The organism is Pedobacter yonginensis, assembly GCF_003173595.1.
GTDB classification, from domain to species: domain Bacteria; phylum Bacteroidota; class Bacteroidia; order Sphingobacteriales; family Sphingobacteriaceae; genus Pedobacter; species Pedobacter yonginense.
Genome location: NZ_QGNZ01000001.1, coordinates 979124 through 993867, shown reverse-complemented (window position 1 = coordinate 993867; position 14744 = coordinate 979124). Strand labels below are relative to the sequence as shown.

14 protein-coding genes are annotated in these 14744 nt (G+C 38.2%); 6 read left to right on the top strand and 8 right to left on the bottom strand.

The window, feature by feature from the left end; genetic code table 11:
- Nucleotide 1: 1 nt before the first annotated feature.
- Nucleotides 2-649, bottom strand: coding sequence for a YceH family protein (locus DHW03_RS04340; RefSeq protein ID WP_109924497.1), 648 nt, complete (start codon nucleotides 647-649; stop codon nucleotides 2-4).
- Between the two features lie 173 nt (nucleotides 650-822).
- On the opposite strand from DHW03_RS04340, the gene DHW03_RS04335 reads away from it, so the two are divergent.
- The 3 genes from DHW03_RS04335 to DHW03_RS04325 are packed head-to-tail and all read left to right on the top strand — an operon-like array spanning nucleotide 823 to nucleotide 4552.
- Nucleotides 823-1446, top strand: coding sequence for a (2Fe-2S)-binding protein (locus DHW03_RS04335; RefSeq protein ID WP_109924496.1), 624 nt, complete (start codon nucleotides 823-825; stop codon nucleotides 1444-1446).
- Complete coding sequence (locus DHW03_RS04330; protein ID WP_109924495.1) at nucleotides 1443-2426, top strand: FAD binding domain-containing protein; 984 nt, start codon at nucleotides 1443-1445, stop codon at nucleotides 2424-2426. The genes DHW03_RS04335 and DHW03_RS04330 overlap by 4 nt, the downstream gene beginning before the upstream one ends.
- A 2-nt stretch (nucleotides 2427-2428) precedes the next feature.
- Nucleotides 2429-4552, top strand: coding sequence for a xanthine dehydrogenase family protein molybdopterin-binding subunit (locus tag DHW03_RS04325; RefSeq protein WP_109925005.1), 2124 nt, complete (start codon nucleotides 2429-2431; stop codon nucleotides 4550-4552).
- Between the two features lie 106 nt (nucleotides 4553-4658).
- Here the strand turns inward: DHW03_RS04325 and DHW03_RS04320 are convergent, their stop codons facing one another.
- From DHW03_RS04320 to DHW03_RS04305, 4 genes are all read right to left on the bottom strand, one after another.
- Nucleotides 4659-6257 carry a S8 family peptidase gene (locus DHW03_RS04320; RefSeq protein WP_109924494.1) on the bottom strand — a complete coding sequence of 533 codons (1599 nt, stop codon included), beginning with the start codon at nucleotides 6255-6257 and terminating at the stop codon, nucleotides 4659-4661.
- Between the two features lie 163 nt (nucleotides 6258-6420).
- Entirely contained in the window at nucleotides 6421-7017 is a 597-nt protein-coding gene (locus DHW03_RS04315; RefSeq protein ID WP_109924493.1) for a DUF4142 domain-containing protein, read from the bottom strand.
- A 59-nt stretch (nucleotides 7018-7076) separates the two neighbouring features.
- A complete protein-coding gene (locus DHW03_RS04310; RefSeq protein WP_109924492.1) occupies nucleotides 7077-7523 on the bottom strand; it encodes a GNAT family N-acetyltransferase in 447 nt (148 codons plus the stop codon).
- Between the two features lie 65 nt (nucleotides 7524-7588).
- Nucleotides 7589-8080 carry a YajQ family cyclic di-GMP-binding protein gene (locus DHW03_RS04305; protein ID WP_109924491.1) on the bottom strand — a complete coding sequence of 164 codons (492 nt, stop codon included), beginning with the start codon at nucleotides 8078-8080 and terminating at the stop codon, nucleotides 7589-7591.
- A 75-nt stretch (nucleotides 8081-8155) separates the two neighbouring features.
- Here DHW03_RS04305 and DHW03_RS04300 point away from each other — a divergent pair, with 75 nt between their 5' ends.
- The 3 genes from DHW03_RS04300 (at nucleotide 8156) to DHW03_RS04290 (ending at nucleotide 11798) form a co-directional block, all read left to right on the top strand.
- Nucleotides 8156-8758: a hypothetical protein gene (locus DHW03_RS04300; RefSeq protein ID WP_109924490.1), complete on the top strand. Its 603-nt coding sequence runs from the start codon at nucleotides 8156-8158 to the stop codon at nucleotides 8756-8758.
- Nucleotides 8759-8857: 99 nt separating this feature from the next.
- Complete coding sequence (gene ppk1, locus DHW03_RS04295) at nucleotides 8858-10915, top strand: polyphosphate kinase 1 (protein WP_109924489.1); 2058 nt, start codon at nucleotides 8858-8860, stop codon at nucleotides 10913-10915.
- Between the two features lies 1 nt (nucleotide 10916).
- Entirely contained in the window at nucleotides 10917-11798 is an 882-nt protein-coding gene (locus DHW03_RS04290; protein ID WP_109924488.1) for a Ppx/GppA phosphatase family protein, read from the top strand.
- A 196-nt stretch (nucleotides 11799-11994) separates the two neighbouring features.
- On the opposite strand, the gene DHW03_RS04285 is transcribed toward DHW03_RS04290, so the two are convergent.
- The 3 genes from DHW03_RS04285 to zwf form a co-directional block, all read right to left on the bottom strand.
- Nucleotides 11995-12360: a DUF5655 domain-containing protein gene (locus DHW03_RS04285; protein ID WP_109924487.1), complete on the bottom strand. Its 366-nt coding sequence runs from the start codon at nucleotides 12358-12360 to the stop codon at nucleotides 11995-11997.
- Nucleotides 12361-12395: 35 nt separating this feature from the next.
- The gene (pgl, locus tag DHW03_RS04280; RefSeq protein ID WP_109924486.1) at nucleotides 12396-13121 is read right to left on the bottom strand and encodes a 6-phosphogluconolactonase; all 726 of its coding nucleotides are present in this window, start codon (nucleotides 13119-13121) and stop codon (nucleotides 12396-12398) included.
- 100 nt (nucleotides 13122-13221) lie between these two features.
- On the bottom strand, nucleotides 13222-14736 hold the full coding sequence (gene zwf, locus DHW03_RS04275) for a glucose-6-phosphate dehydrogenase (protein WP_109924485.1): 1515 nt from the start codon (nucleotides 14734-14736) through the stop codon (nucleotides 13222-13224).
- Between the last annotated feature and the right edge of the window lie 8 nt (nucleotides 14737-14744).

Genomic DNA, 14744 nt, shown 5'->3' with positions numbered 1-14744 from the left:
ATTACTTATCCATTAAAAGATTAACAAGCTCTTTTAATTCTTCTACTTCCTGTTCTAATTTTACTATGCGATGCTCTAGTGCCTCATTTGCTTGAAAAGTTGGTGCCTCACTTGTTTCCACAATCGTTTCCGTTTCTGCTTGTTCGCCAAGTAAGTGGATAAAACGAGCTTCTTTCTGACCGGTTTTCTTGGCCAACTGCTTTACAAATGGTAGCTCCTCGTTTGATAATTCAATTAGTTGATCTAAAATTTCTTGAATACTTTCAAACTCGAATAACCTACCCGAATTGCTATTGATTTCGCCCGGCGTTAATGGTCCCCGCAAAAGCAACAGGCAAATGATAGAAAGTGCTGATGGAACCAGCGGATAAACAATTCCCAGATTGTGTTTATATTTGATCACCCGACTTGAACCGCCTGTAACGGTAGAAATTAAGCCTTTAATTTTTAACAAATTCAATGTCAAGGTTACCGTTTCTTCATCATAATTTACCACCGGATTTCTGGAACTTTTTTGATTGCAGGCGGCTGTTAAGCTATTTAACGTCATTGGGTAGTAATCAGGCGTGGTTCTGCTTTTCTCAATCAGCGAGCCTAATACACGTTGTTCTTCAAAGGATAAATTGGGTAGCGTTTTAATATTTTCCATTTGCTAAAAATAGAAATTGAGATAACATTTTGGAAATTATTTTGTTATTGATTGTTTGCAGTGCTTATATAGAAATATTACTCAATAGAATTGTTCTAAATTTCCGAATCACTACAATTTCAACATTAAGTTTCCGAACTTTAAAAAAGGATAACCATCTCTAAATATTTTTTATGCAGTCATCAGATAATAAAAAGAATTCAGGCGATAGCAGGCGTGATTTTCTGAAAAAGAGTTCATTAATTACTGCCGTAGCCTTAACGCCCGCAGTGGCTATGAAGGCCGCAGAAAGCCAAGCAGATGAGCGCTTTGCAGCGCTCTTCGAAAAAATTCCACTTAACATTACTGTTAACAATAAAGCTTACAAAGCCTCTATTGAGCCACGGGTGTCGTTACTAGACTACCTACGTGAGGAGCTTCATTTAACGGGCACAAAAAAAGGTTGCGATCATGGTCAATGTGGTGCCTGTACGGTGCATGTGGATGGCGCTAGGGTTAATTCCTGTTTAAGTCTTGCTGTAATGAATGAAGGCAAAAAAATTACCACCATTGAAGGCTTAGCAAAGGGAGAGGAATTGCATCCCATGCAACAGGCTTTTATTAAACATGATGGTTTTCAATGTGGTTATTGCACTTCAGGACAGATTATGTCTGCTGTTGCTTGCGTAAGGGAAGGTCACGCGAATAGTCGTGCAGAAATTAGTGAATACATGAGCGGAAACATCTGTAGATGTGGTGCTTATCCAAATATTGTTGATGCAATAGTTGAAGTGAAGGAAGGAGGTGCCAACGTATGATTAACTTTCAATACTTAAGAACCACGACTGCAAAATCAGCGTTAACACTTCTGCAAAAAGATAAAAATGCCAAATTTCTTGGTGGCGGAACCAATCTAATTGATTTGATGAAAAGGGGTGTTACCGCACCCGAAAAGTTAATCGACATCAATCATGTGCCATTAAAGCAAATCGAATTGGTGGGATCAAAGATCCACATTGGCGCAATGGCGACGAACACTGCGGTTGCAGAGCATCCATTAATTCAGGAAAAGTTGCCCTTGCTCTCTTGGGCTTTAAATGCTGGTGCTTCTGCACAATTGAGAAATGTAGCAACAGTTGGTGGAAATATGATGCAAAGAACACGCTGTGGATATTTTTACGATACGGAAATGCCTTGCAATAAACGAGAAGCAGGGTCGGGTTGTGGCGCCATAGATGGCTTCAACAGGATGCACGCCATTTTTGGTACATCAGACAAGTGTATTGCGGTTCATCCAAGTGATATGTGCATTGCCTTGGTTGCTTTAGATGCAGAAGTGGTGTTAGCCACTCCAAAAGGCGAAAGGAAAATTCTATTTAAAGATTTTCATCGTTTGGCAGGAGATACCCCTCAGTTAGACAATAACTTAAAAGCGGATGAAATGATTGTTAGAGTAGAAGTTCCCTTAAATAATTTCGCCAAAAACGCCTATTATTTAAAAGTAAGGGATCGCGCATCCTATGCATTTGCTTTGGTGTCTGTGGCGGCTGGCTTAGAACTTCAAGGCAATAAAATTGTCAATGTACGCTTGGCAATGGGTGGGGTTGCTCATAAACCTTGGAGGTTGACCAGCGCAGAAGATTTCCTTAAAGGAAAAGAAGCGACTACCGAAAATTTTGAACAAGCTGCGAAGTTATCTATGACGGGTGCAAAAGGATTTGGGGAAAACGATTTCAAATTAACGCTTGCTCCAAACACAATTATTGAAGCCTTAAACCTAGCAAAATCAAAAGCGTAATGATGGAAAATCGAATTTTAAAAGACGAAAATGATCGCGTAGATGGATTTTTGAAAGTTACGGGCGGGGCAAAGTACTTTGCTGAATATGAGTTGCCTGGTTTAACTTATGGTGTTTTGGTTACCAGCACCATTACCAAAGGAAAAATAACTTCGTTAAATACAAAAGAAGCAGAGAAGGCGCCTGGTGTTATTGCCGTGCTTTCTCATCTGAATAAACCATCTGCACCAGCTTACGAGCAAGAAGGTGGCTCGCCAATGAAAATCTTTTATACCGACAAGATTTTTTACAACGGCCAACCCATTGCAATTGTAGTTGCAAACACTTTTGAAAGGGCAACTTATGCAGCATCCTTAGTGAAAGCAACCTACGCAAAAGAAGCCTTTAATACCGATTTGGAAAAGGCACTTAAAGATACAAAGGCCAAAAAATTACAAGGGCAGCCAGATTATAAACGCGGTACAGAAAATGCCTATAAAACTGCAGAAGTGAAAATTGAGCAGGAATATGTGTTGCCAATTGAAACGCATAACCCTATGGAATTGCATGGAATTATTGCTGATTGGCGACCTGCAAACAAAGTTACCGTATATGCAAAAACGCAAGGTGTAAAGGCTACACAAGGAACCATTGCCAATGTATTTAAAATTCCGATTGAGAACATTCAAGTAAATTCTGAATTTGTTGGTGGAGGTTTTGGAATGGCCTTAAGGACTTGGCCACTTGAAATTGCCACGGTTATGGCTTCCAAACATATTGGCAAACCTGTTAAACTGGTGATTACGAGGATGCAAATGTTCACCATGGTGGGCAACAGACCAGCTGCCATTCAAAAAGTTGGCTTAGGTGCAACTAAAGATGGCAAGCTGACCGGAATTACACATAAGGCATTCGGAGAAAGCTCTACCTATGAGAACTTTACAGAAGGTGTAGTGAACATGGCTAAATTTATGTACCAATGCGATAACGTGAACACATCTTATACCATAGTTCCTGTCGATTTGGGCGTGCCGATTTGGATGCGTGGACCAGGGGAAGCAACAGGAGCATTTGCGCTTGAAAGTGCTATTGATGAATTGGCGCATGAGCTGGATATGGATCCCTTGGATTTTAGAATTAAAAATGATCCAGAAATGGATCAGCAAAAAAATAAACCATTCTCTAGCAAAAACCTAAAAGAGGCCTATAAACTGGGGGCCGATAAAATAGGATGGAGTAAGCGGAAAAATAAGCCAGGAAGTTTAGTCGAAGGATCATGGAAAACCGGATATGGTGTAAGCGTTGGAGTATTCAATGCCAACAGGGGCAAAGCAAGCGTTAAGGGAATTCTTAAAGCAGACGGAACCTTAGTGCTTCAGAGTGCCACAAGTGATATTGGGCCCGGTACTGGAACGGGTATGGGCCTGATTGCGAGTAAATTACTGAATATTCCAACCAGCAAAATTACTTTTGAGCTTGGAGATTCATCACTTCCACCTGCACCTAGCCAAGGTGGCTCAGCAACTTTATCCACCATTGGTTCTGCCGTAAATGACGTTTGTGTAGCTTTAAAATCTACTATTGCAGAACTGGCTGCAAATTCCAACATGGATGCAACTTCTAAATTTGTCGATGTACTCAAGAAAAATAATCTTCCATCTATCGAAGTAACCAAAGAAAGCCAAAGCGGTAAGGAACGGGATAGCTACTCGATGTATTCTTTCTCCATTCATTTTGTGCAGGTGAAAGTTCATAGTCTTACAGGAGTTGTTAAGATTAGCAAAATCGTTTCTGTTGGAGATTCTGGAAAAATTGTGAGTCCAAAAACAGCAAGAAGTCAGATGGTTGGCGGTGCAGTTGGTGGTATTGGGATGGCACTAACCGAAGAGTCCATTTTAGATCATCGCTATGGGCGATACATAAATAATAACTTCGCCGATTACCATGTTCCGGTAAATGCCGATGTTCCAGAAATTGAGGTGATTTTTATTGATAAACCAGATTACTTGGTTAACCCAATGGGTGCAAAAGGAATGGGCGAAATTGCTTTAATTGGATTTTCAGCAGCCCTAGCTAATGCTGTATTTAATGCCACTGGTAAGCGAATTAGAAAGCTGCCAATTACCCCAGACAAAATTTTAGCTTAAGTTGCGTTTGTGATGATTAAACCGAATTCACTGTAGCTTAAAATTTTCATTAATTAAAAAAAATGCGAACCCAATCAGGTTCGCATTTTTTTTGATGTTAAATTTTTTATTTTTTGTAAGTAGCTGCTAATTTTAATGCGTTGTAAGCATTAACAATTCCACCACTCACGCATAAATCAGAAAAAGGGACAGAAACGCTTTGAGCATCTGGACCTTCGCCTTTTTTGTAGGATACGTTATGATTTACTTTTACAACTGATTTCATGATGATGTCTTTCACTTCCACAGCCGTTAATTTTGGATAGTAAGAGCGAATTAAGGCCGCTAAACCGGCCACTACTGGCGATGCCATACTTGTACCATTTTCTTCCTTGTATTTTGAACCCGGTACGGTAGAATTGATGTTTACGCCAGGTGCAAAAACATCTACTTGTGTTTTACCAAAGTTAGAGAAACTGGCTTTTAAAGTTTCATCATCTTTCCAACCAGACGCGCCTACTGTAATCCATGAACTGGCAACTGTACCGTCTAAATACTTACTGGTAGGGAAGTTGTTCTCAATTTCTAAGTCCTTATTATCATTACCGGCCGCATGTACCAAAAGTACATCTTTAGAAACTGCGTATTTTACGGCTTCATCTACAGTAGCTTTATCCCAGCTGTAAGCCTTTCCGAAACTCATGTTAATTACTTTTGCGCCATTATCTACGGCATAACGGATGGCGTTTGCAACGTCTTTATCTCGCTCATCACCATTTGGTGTACAACGAACGCCCATAATGGCTACATTATCTGCAACGCCCATGATGCCCAATTTATTGGTTCTGTCTGCTCCGATAATTCCAGATACATGAGAACCATGTAAAGCATCTGGCCCAGCTACATCATTGTTTCCATAAAATCTTTCTTTGCTGTTGTTTGGATCATCGCCAACAATTCCGCGGGGATCGAAATCTACGTTTAAGTTATAATTGGCTTGTTGCCCGTAATATTTTATACCCTCCAGGATTTGGTCGTTATAAAACTCAGTAAAGGTCATATCCTTTAAAGCGCCACCAACTGCATCTTTAATCCTGCCTTCCACATCTGTTTGTGGTTTAAAATTCTCAAAATCAGCAGCAGTAGGTACATCTTTTCCGATTTTCTTTACTACTGCATCTAAAGCATTTTTAAAACCAGTGATGCCTGATAAATTTGCTTTGGCTTCTCCAAGTTGTTGCTCTAAATCAGTTCTTTGTTTTTTGAAGGCTTCAAAATCTTTTTTATCCTTTTCAGAAACATTTGCATCCGTGGTATTTGCAAATCTAACCTGATCTCTGCGTACCAAACGGGTTAGTTCTAAGGTTTCGTTGTTGATGGATTCTTTAGCACCACCCAAGAAGTTCCAACCATGTATGTCATCGATGTAGCCGTTTTTGTCGTCATCTTTACCGTTGTCAGCAATTTCTTTAGCGTTAACCCACATTACACGCTTTAAATCTTCGTGCTGGGCATCTACACCGCCATCATTTACAGCAACAATTACTTTGGTTGATTTTTTTCCTTTCAAAAGTTCTTTATATGCTCGCTCGGTGCTAATTCCGAAGGTTGTATCGGATTTTAGATCGAGATTTTGCCAATTTGGTTTTTGCGCAGAAGCCATAAAAGGTAATGCACTTACTGTTGTAATACTCAACAGCATTTTAAAAATTTTACGCTTATTCATATTGGGATTTTTGTATTTAACGTTGAAAGATAATTTTAATTTTTTTGAAATTGATAAAATCTATCAAAAATGATTTCTGAGGGATAAAAGTTGAGGTGAAGTTTTGTTAATAAAAAAATCCCGAGTATAAAATACTCAGGATTCAATTGGTTTTGTATGGCAACTATTTTAAACTTAAAGCAATCTTTTTAGCCATTTCAGTATGCCCTTCTATAACTTTTAATGTATTCGTTGCCCAGGTTTTAATCGCTTGGTCTCTATTGGCAACACCTTGTTTAAACAAGTCCACAGTCTTATCGTGGTCAGTCACCATCATCGCAATGTAGTGTTTGTCAAAGTCTGAGCCTGTCATTTTTTTCATCTCATCCAAGTGCATCTGATCTTCAGCAGGCAGCCCATCAGCCGTAATCACTTTTTTATCTTTCGCCAATGCTTTTAATTCTGTGTTGGCTTTGGTGTGGTCGGTAAGCATTTGGCTGGCAAAGTTTTTAACTTCGGCACTTTGAGCATTTTTTAGCGCAATTTTAGCAGCTTCAACTTCCATAATGCCACCTACTGCCGCTTTTTTTAAGAAGGTAGAACCCTCTTCATCTAAACCGCTTTGTGTACTTTCAGCGCCAGTTATGTGGTTTCCGTTTACCATATTGGTGTCGCCCGCAACACTGTCTTTGGTGGTGGATGATCTTTTATCTGCGCTTTGGCAGGCTTGAAATGTTAATCCACAACTCAGTGCGAACCCTATATAAAATACCTTTTTCATGCTTTAAAATTTTGATGTAATTACAAAACAGAATTGGGTGGAAAAGGTTTTTTTATAAATTAAGGTACAGGTTTTTCATACACGTTTGGAACAACGATGCCCATCTGTCTTTCTGGGTTCTGGATGGCAGAAAAACCAAATTGTTCGTATAAGCCATGTGCATCTAAAGTGGCCAATTGGTAGCGGCGAAGCCCTTGCAAATCTGGATGGAAAATCATTAAAGCCATCAGTTTTTTGGATAAGCCCAATCCTCTATATTCTTCTTCAATATACACATCACAAAGCCATGCAAACGTGGCCTTGTCGGTAATCCAACGGGCAAATCCAACTTGTTCCCCACCTTTATAAATGCCAAAGCACAAAGCATTCTCTATGGAACGCTTTACTGTTTCTAAGGGAATATTTTTAGCCCAATAAGATTCAGTGCTAAGGTAACGATGTATTGCCTCTATTTTTAACAACTCTTTTTGATCTGAAAAAACAAAGCCGTTTTCTATAATCTCCATCCAACACTGTATTTATTATTGTTAACGAGATGATGATATTTTTGGTATAAGAAGTTAATTTACAATTAATTACGCATGTTAATGTACTGTAAAGGCTGACCAAAATCTTCGGCTCTGCAAACATTCATCACGGCTTGTAAATCATCAATTTTTTTGGCGGTAACTCGTATTTGATCATCCATGATAGCCGGCTGTACCTTTAGGCCACTTGCCTTAATTTTGGCAACAACCTTTTTCGCTGCTTCTTTATCTAAGCCTTCCTTAATTGTAATCTCTTTACGAATCATATTTCCCGAGGCGATGGTTTCTTTACCAAAATCCAAACTTTTTGGGTCCAAGTTTTGTTTCATCATCCGTGAAATTATTGAATCCGTAATGGCTTTCAACCGCATGTCATCTTCGGTAACAATGGTTACAACGTTGGTTTTTTTATCCAAATCGACCGTGCTTTTAGAACCGTTGAAATCGAAACGATTTAAAATTTCCTTTTTGGCATTATTAATCGCATTATCAAGTGTTTGCGCGTCCACTTTACTTACAATATCAAAAGAAGGCATGTTTTTAGCTTTAAAGTAAAAAAATAAGTAGATTTAAGATAAATTAATCGACCCCACAAAAAAACGAAAAATAATATGAAAACCACTAAATCAAAGTCTTTAAAAAAGCTTACTAAGAAAGATGTTAAAAAGCAGTTAGAACAATCGATTACCGATAAGTTCCTAGATGTTATCAAAAGCTTAGGGCACGATGTATCTGACATTAGCAATGAAGTGGGGAAAGCAAGTAAAAGAGTAGCTAAAAAACTAACTAAAAAATTCACGGTAATTAAAGCCGATGTTGGCCATAAAATTGATGATTTGGTTAAATCCAATAAGTCAGCTAAAAAAGAGGTAAAACCAACCGTAGCAAAGATTATAGATAAGGCAGAAAAATCTGCTCAAAAAGTTGTGAAAAAGGCTGTTTCCAAGTCGAAACCTGTGGTACAAAGCATAAAAGTAGGCGCTATCGCAACAGAGGAGAAAGCGGAAACAGCAATTTCTAAACCAGTTGCTAAAGCTGCAACCGCGGTTAAAAAGGCAGTTGCAAAGCCAGTGGCGAATGCGAAAGTTGCTGTCGAAAAGGCTGCTGCAACCAGCAAAAAAGCAACAGTTAAAGCCACATCTGTAACCAAAGATACCGCGACAAAAGCTACAACAGCCGTTAAAAAAGCCGTTACGCCAAACAAGAAAAAATAATTTGTTAACGTTAATACGCTAATGAATTAACATCGATTTAACAAATTAATTTGCAGTTTTGAGACATCCCTGTTTAGGCAGGGATTTTTATTTTTTTAGATGAGCAAGAAGAAGTTACCATTTTTTAATCGCGAGATCAGTTGGTTGTATTTTAATGAACGTGTGTTGCAGGAAGCCGCAGATGAAACCGTACCACTAATTGAGCGTATTAAGTTTCTATCTATATTTTCATCAAACTTAGAAGAATTTTATCGGGTTCGGGTGGCCACAATGACGCGGCTTACCAATCTAAACGAAAAAGCTAAAGCATTGCTTGGGTTTAATCCAAAAAAAATACTGAATGAAATTAAAAATATTGTTGTAAAGCAAGAACGTAAATTCGATCAGCTTTTTCAAGCCACGCTGATTAATGAGCTGGCGCAAAACAGAATCTTTATTTTAAATGATACCCAGCTGAACGTAAGTAGGGGCGCCTTTGTTAAAAATCACTTTCGCGATAAAATTTTGTCCAACTTGGTTCCGATTATGTTGGATATGGATAAACCCTTTCCCGAACTGAAAGATCGATTTTTGTATTTCTTCGTAAAATTATCCAGAACAGACAATAAGGTAAAGGAAAAATATGCTTTGATTGAGATGCCACCGAGCCTCCCTCGCTTTTTGGTATTACCTGAAACCAACGATTTAAAGTTCATCATTTTGGCAGAGGATATCATTCGCTATTGCTTGGACGATATATTTTATGTGTTTACCTACGATAATTTAGAAGCTTATTCAATTCAATTAACAAGAGATGCAGAACTTGATATTGATAAAAACATAAATGATAAGTTTATAGAAGATTTAAAGAATAGTTTAGAAAAGCGTAAAAAGGGGAAACCCATGCGTTTGCTCTACGATTCTGCTATGCCCCTAAACATGCTTACCGTTTTGGTAAACAAGCTAAAACTAGAGGCCGAAAGTTTAATTCCAGGTAACCGTTACCACAAATTTGGCGATTTTATTGCCTTTCCAAACGTAGGAAAAAAGGAATTGGAATATACGCCAAACGTTCCGCTGAAGGTTCATGGTTTGCATAGAACGGAGAGCGTTTTTGCAAAAGTTGCGCAACGAGATTACCTCATCAATTTGCCATATCAATCTTACGATTATATCATTTTGTTTCTGAGAGAAGCGGCCATCGATCCAAAAGTGACGGATATTCAAATCACACTGTACCGCCTTGCAGAAAATTCCAAAGTAATTAATGCCTTAATTAATGCTGCCAAAAACGGAAAAAATGTTTCTGTTTTGCTCGAATTGAAGGCCCGCTTTGATGAACAGGCCAACATCTTCTGGACTACCCGTCTAATGGAGGAGGGGGTTAAGGTAAATTATGGTTTAACTGACTATAAAGTGCACTCTAAAATATGTTTGGTTAAAAGAATGGAAAAGGATAAGCCGGTTTACTATGCCAATTTAGCTACCGGTAACTTTAATGAAAAAACAGCTGGTTTATATTGCGACCACAGCATTTTCACGGCGAAAAAAGAAATTACAAACGATTTGGTAAAGCTCTTTGATGCCTTGAGCAAAAGAACTGTAACCAAAGGATTTAAACATCTAATCGTTTCACCCTTAGAGAGCAGATCTAAATTGGTTAATTTTATTAACCGCGAAATTCGAAATGCTAAGGCTGGAAAATTAGCTTATATCTTACTGAAAGTGAATAGTTTAGCTGATGAAGGACTAATTGCCAAACTATACGAAGCAAGCAATGCAGGGGTTAAAATCCAATTAATTATTAGAGGAATTTGCTGCCTAGTGCCTGGTGTAAAGGGCTTTAGCGAAAACATTACGGCTATTAGTATCATTGATAAATTCTTAGAACATGCCCGTGTTTATATCTTCAGCAATAATGGAAAAAACGACATGTACTTATCGTCAGCCGATTTAATGAGCAGAAACTTTGAACATCGGGTAGAAGTTGGTTTTCCGGTTCTTGATCCTGACGTGAAGCAAGAGTTGCAGGACATCATCGACCTTCAGTTACAAGACAACACAAAATCACGGCAGATTAACGCGCTGAACAACAACAAATACCACAAAAACAGATTGAGTAAAAAGATACGCGCGCAGATTGATATTTATAATTATTTAAAAACCAAGCACCAATAGAATGTTAAGATACGCAGCCATAGATATCGGATCGAATGCGGTTAGATTGCTTATAGCAGACATTAGTAAACAAGATGGAAAATATAAGTACAAAAAAAATACGCTGATTCGTGTTCCACTCCGCTTGGGCGACGATGCTTTCCTAGATCAGCACATTTCATCTAGAAAGGCAGGTGATTTGGTGAAAACAATGGCTGCATTTAAAAACTTAATGGATGTTTACCATGTTACCGAATATCTAGCCTGTGCTACTTCTGCCATGCGTGAAGCTAGTAATGGTGCCGAAATTGTTAAACTAATTAAAGCAGAAACGGATTTAGACCTCGAAATTATTGAAGGTCAACGTGAAGCCAATATCATTTACGCCAACCACATTGAGGAAGAGCTGGATGAAAATAAAACTTACCTATACATTGATGTGGGTGGTGGTAGCACGGAGCTTTCAGTTTTTGTGAAAGGTGTACCCGAAGCATCGAGGTCTTTCAACATTGGAACGATCCGCATTCTCGACAATCAGGATAAAGAAGAAACTTGGGAAGAAATGAAGGTATGGGTGAAAGATAACACCAAAAATTATAAGAATTTAGCTGGAATTGGAACAGGTGGAAACATCAATAAGCTCTTTAGGATGTCTGATGAGAAAGAGCATGCACCATTATCTTTACAAAAGCTAAATGCAATGTATAACAAGCTGACCAGTTATTCTTTAAAAGAGCGAATCCATACTTTGGGTTTAAATCCAGATCGAGCTGACGTAATTGTTCCGGCTTGTGAAATTTACCTCACTTTAATGAAATGGACAGGAATTAAGCAAATTTTTGTGCCTAAAGTCGGTATGGCCGATGGGATTATCAAACTTTTAATTGAAGAAAAATTAGATTAGGTCTTAGATTAAAAAATAGGTTGGGTTTTCGTTTTTTCGACCGTATTCAAGGGTCGTCATTCAGACCGTATTAAACGATCGTCCTTTAGACCATAGCGGAGAAACCTTTGACTTTGGAGATTATAAATCTGTAATTTTTACTTGAAAAGCATTTCTCGACAAGCTTAATTATCCACATCTTAATATTATTGAGACCTCATTCAGCAGCATCTACTTTATTGTAGGCGAGACGTAAAAAATCTTTGACTTCATCATTCAAATCTTCTTCGAAATATATTCTTAAGTGGTGATTGTACTGTGGCGTGCCCGCTACTTGAACAATTTTAGTGAAACAAAAATTATCATCAAAGGGTTGCGGAAAAGGAATTACGAGGTGAATAAAATTCTTTCCAACCTGCGTAATGTAAGCGAATTGGTGCCTTCCCGCTATTGCAATCATAGTTTTAAGCGGCACTAGCTTTATTGTGCCGATTCCATTTAAGGTATCAACAAAAAAACGGAATAAGCTTAAAGCATATTCCGTTTTTCCTTCTAAAAAATGGTTTATTTCTTGATTTTGCATCTTACTAAACCTTTTAAATAAATAATGGCCAACTGTTAGCTTTCCAATAATTTTGTGGCAGCTTCATCAACAAACCATGTCAGCTTTCCATCAATTGGATCAATGAGTTGTGATGGGTAAGTGTCAAAGTCTTTCACCTCACCGCCGATAACATGTTTGATGGCTTCAGCTTTATTTTCGCCAAAAACCAAAAACGCAACATTTTCTGCTTTATTAATTAATGGTGCAGTTAAGCTAATTCTATAGGTGTTCAATTTTTCTACAAATACCGATGAAACGGTAGCCTCCTCGTTTTTAACAAGCTTAGTATGCGGAAAAATAGAAGCGGTATGCGCATCATCACCCATACCTAATAGTATAAAATCAAAGATGGGATCGCTCCCTTTAAAATGGTTGTCAATTGCTTTTTTATACTCAATTGCCGCTTTTTCTGGCGCCAAGGTTGTGTTGATGTAAAAGATATGATCTTCAGCAATTTCAAGTTTGTCAAACAGTTCCTTTTTTGCCATTAAGCCATTGTAATTTTCATCATCAGATGGAACATTCCTTTCATCGCCGAAAAAGAAATAAACCTTTTCCCAATCAATTCGATGTTTACATTCCGTTGCAAGCAGGTTATAGAGTCTTTTTGGAGAATTGCCACCAGTTAAAACGAAGTTAAACCGGTCATTTTCTTCAATCGACACTTCAGCAACTTTGATAATGTAATCAGCTAAATCTTGATTCAGTTCTTCTGGTGTTTTGTATATGAGTAAATTCATTTTTGTTGGATCACGCTTTAAATGTAAACGAAGCAATCTTTATCTCATCAAGTAGTTGAATAATAAAGATTGCCTTTTGTATCCCATGATGGGATGAGTATTATTCCTTATTCTTTAATGGTAAATTAAACCAGTGGAAGCCATCCCTTGCAATTAATGCCTCGGCTTCTTCTGGTCCCCAGCTATCTGCAGGGTAGTTCGGGAAGTTGATTGATGTTTTGCTTTCCCAAGTGTTCAAAATTGGCATTACTAGCTCCCATGCAGCTTCTACTTGATCGCCGCGCATAAATAAGGTTTGATCGCCCATCATCGCATCAAGCAATAAAGTTTCGTAAGCTTCTGGGGTATCGCTATCGTAAGTTCCTTTGTAATCAAAAACCATATCCACCGGATTTAACACCATATCCAAACCTGGTCTCTTTGCTTGCACTTGCATACGAATGCTCATTTCTGGTTGAATGCTGATTACCAAGCGGTTTTGTTGCCAGTTTTCTGTTACACCAGATGAAAAGATTTGATGCGGAACATCCCGAAACTGAATGGTTATTAAAGATGAAGTTTGGTTTAAGCGCTTTCCAGTTCTTAAGTAGAAAGGAATGCCTTGCCATCTCCAATTGTCGATATGGAATTTTACGGCAGCGAAGGTTTCTGTATTGGAATGAGGATCTACCCCTTTTTCTTGGCGGTAACCCGGCACTTCTTTACCTTCTACCCAGCCTTTACTATATTGCCCACGAACAGTGTGAAAACGGATATCTTCGGCAGAAAATGGGCGCATGGCTTTTAAAACTTCCACCTTTCTGTTCCTAATTTCATCGGCATCGAAATTGATTGGGGCTTCCATTCCAATTAAACAAAGCAATTGCAATAAATGGTTTTGAATCATATCCCGAAGTGCACCAGCACCTTCGTAATAACCACCACGATCGGCAACGCCCAATTGCTCTGTTACCGAAATCTGAACGTGATCAATATAAGATCTGTTCCATAGAGGCTCGAATAAGGAGTTTGCAAAACGGAAAGCCATCATGTTTTGCACGGTTTCTTTACCTAGATAATGATCTATTCTATAAATCTGTTTCTCGGTAAATATGTTGCTTAAAAGTTTATTCAATTCTTTAGCAGAATCCAAATCATGGCCAAAAGGTTTTTCGATTACAATTCTACTGTTGTCTTCATTCTGCGTGAGCTTGTACTTTTGCAAGCACTCGGCAATAATTGGGAAAAAGTTTGGTGCTACAGCCAAGTAGAAAATAACCTGTGTTTCTGGGCCGTATTCTTTTTGATATTTTTCTACACTTGCCTTTAAATTTTGGAAAGTTTTAGGTTGAGCAAAATCGGTAGGGCAATAACTAATTTTACTTCCAAAATCATCCCATTTATCTTTTTTCACTTTTCCTGTGCGAGAAAACTCATTAACAGCATCTTCTAGCGCTTTGTTGTAGCTATCATCTGTAAATTCCGTCCTACCTGTGCCAATAATTGCAAAATTATTGGGCATATAACCTTCAATAAAAAGATTGTATAAAGCAGGGGCTAGTTTTCTTTTGTTTAAATCACCTGTACCACCAAATATGACAAATATTGTGGGGTTTAACGCGGTTTTGGTTTTCATTTTATGTT

Excerpts from the sequence above, each read along its gene's own strand:
- DHW03_RS04285 (WP_109924487.1), bottom strand. The coding sequence starts at position 12,360 with ATGCAAAATCAAGAAATAAACCATTTTTTAGAAGGAAAAACGGAATAT.
- DHW03_RS04340 (WP_109924497.1), bottom strand. The coding sequence starts at position 649 with ATGGAAAATATTAAAACGCTACCCAATTTATCCTTTGAAGAACAACGT.
- zwf (WP_109924485.1), bottom strand. The coding sequence starts at position 14,736 with ATGAAAACCAAAACCGCGTTAAACCCCACAATATTTGTCATATTTGGT.
- DHW03_RS04325 (WP_109925005.1), top strand. The coding sequence starts at position 2,429 with ATGGAAAATCGAATTTTAAAAGACGAAAATGATCGCGTAGATGGATTT.
- DHW03_RS04335 (WP_109924496.1), top strand. The coding sequence starts at position 823 with ATGCAGTCATCAGATAATAAAAAGAATTCAGGCGATAGCAGGCGTGAT.
- DHW03_RS04305 (WP_109924491.1), bottom strand. The coding sequence starts at position 8,080 with ATGCCTTCTTTTGATATTGTAAGTAAAGTGGACGCGCAAACACTTGAT.
- DHW03_RS04290 (WP_109924488.1), top strand. The coding sequence starts at position 10,917 with ATGTTAAGATACGCAGCCATAGATATCGGATCGAATGCGGTTAGATTG.
- DHW03_RS04300 (WP_109924490.1), top strand. The coding sequence starts at position 8,156 with ATGAAAACCACTAAATCAAAGTCTTTAAAAAAGCTTACTAAGAAAGAT.
- DHW03_RS04310 (WP_109924492.1), bottom strand. The coding sequence starts at position 7,523 with ATGGAGATTATAGAAAACGGCTTTGTTTTTTCAGATCAAAAAGAGTTG.
- pgl (WP_109924486.1), bottom strand. The coding sequence starts at position 13,121 with ATGAATTTACTCATATACAAAACACCAGAAGAACTGAATCAAGATTTA.
- DHW03_RS04315 (WP_109924493.1), bottom strand. The coding sequence starts at position 7,017 with ATGAAAAAGGTATTTTATATAGGGTTCGCACTGAGTTGTGGATTAACA.
- DHW03_RS04320 (WP_109924494.1), bottom strand. The coding sequence starts at position 6,257 with ATGAATAAGCGTAAAATTTTTAAAATGCTGTTGAGTATTACAACAGTA.
- ppk1 (WP_109924489.1), top strand. The coding sequence starts at position 8,858 with ATGAGCAAGAAGAAGTTACCATTTTTTAATCGCGAGATCAGTTGGTTG.
- DHW03_RS04330 (WP_109924495.1), top strand. The coding sequence starts at position 1,443 with ATGATTAACTTTCAATACTTAAGAACCACGACTGCAAAATCAGCGTTA.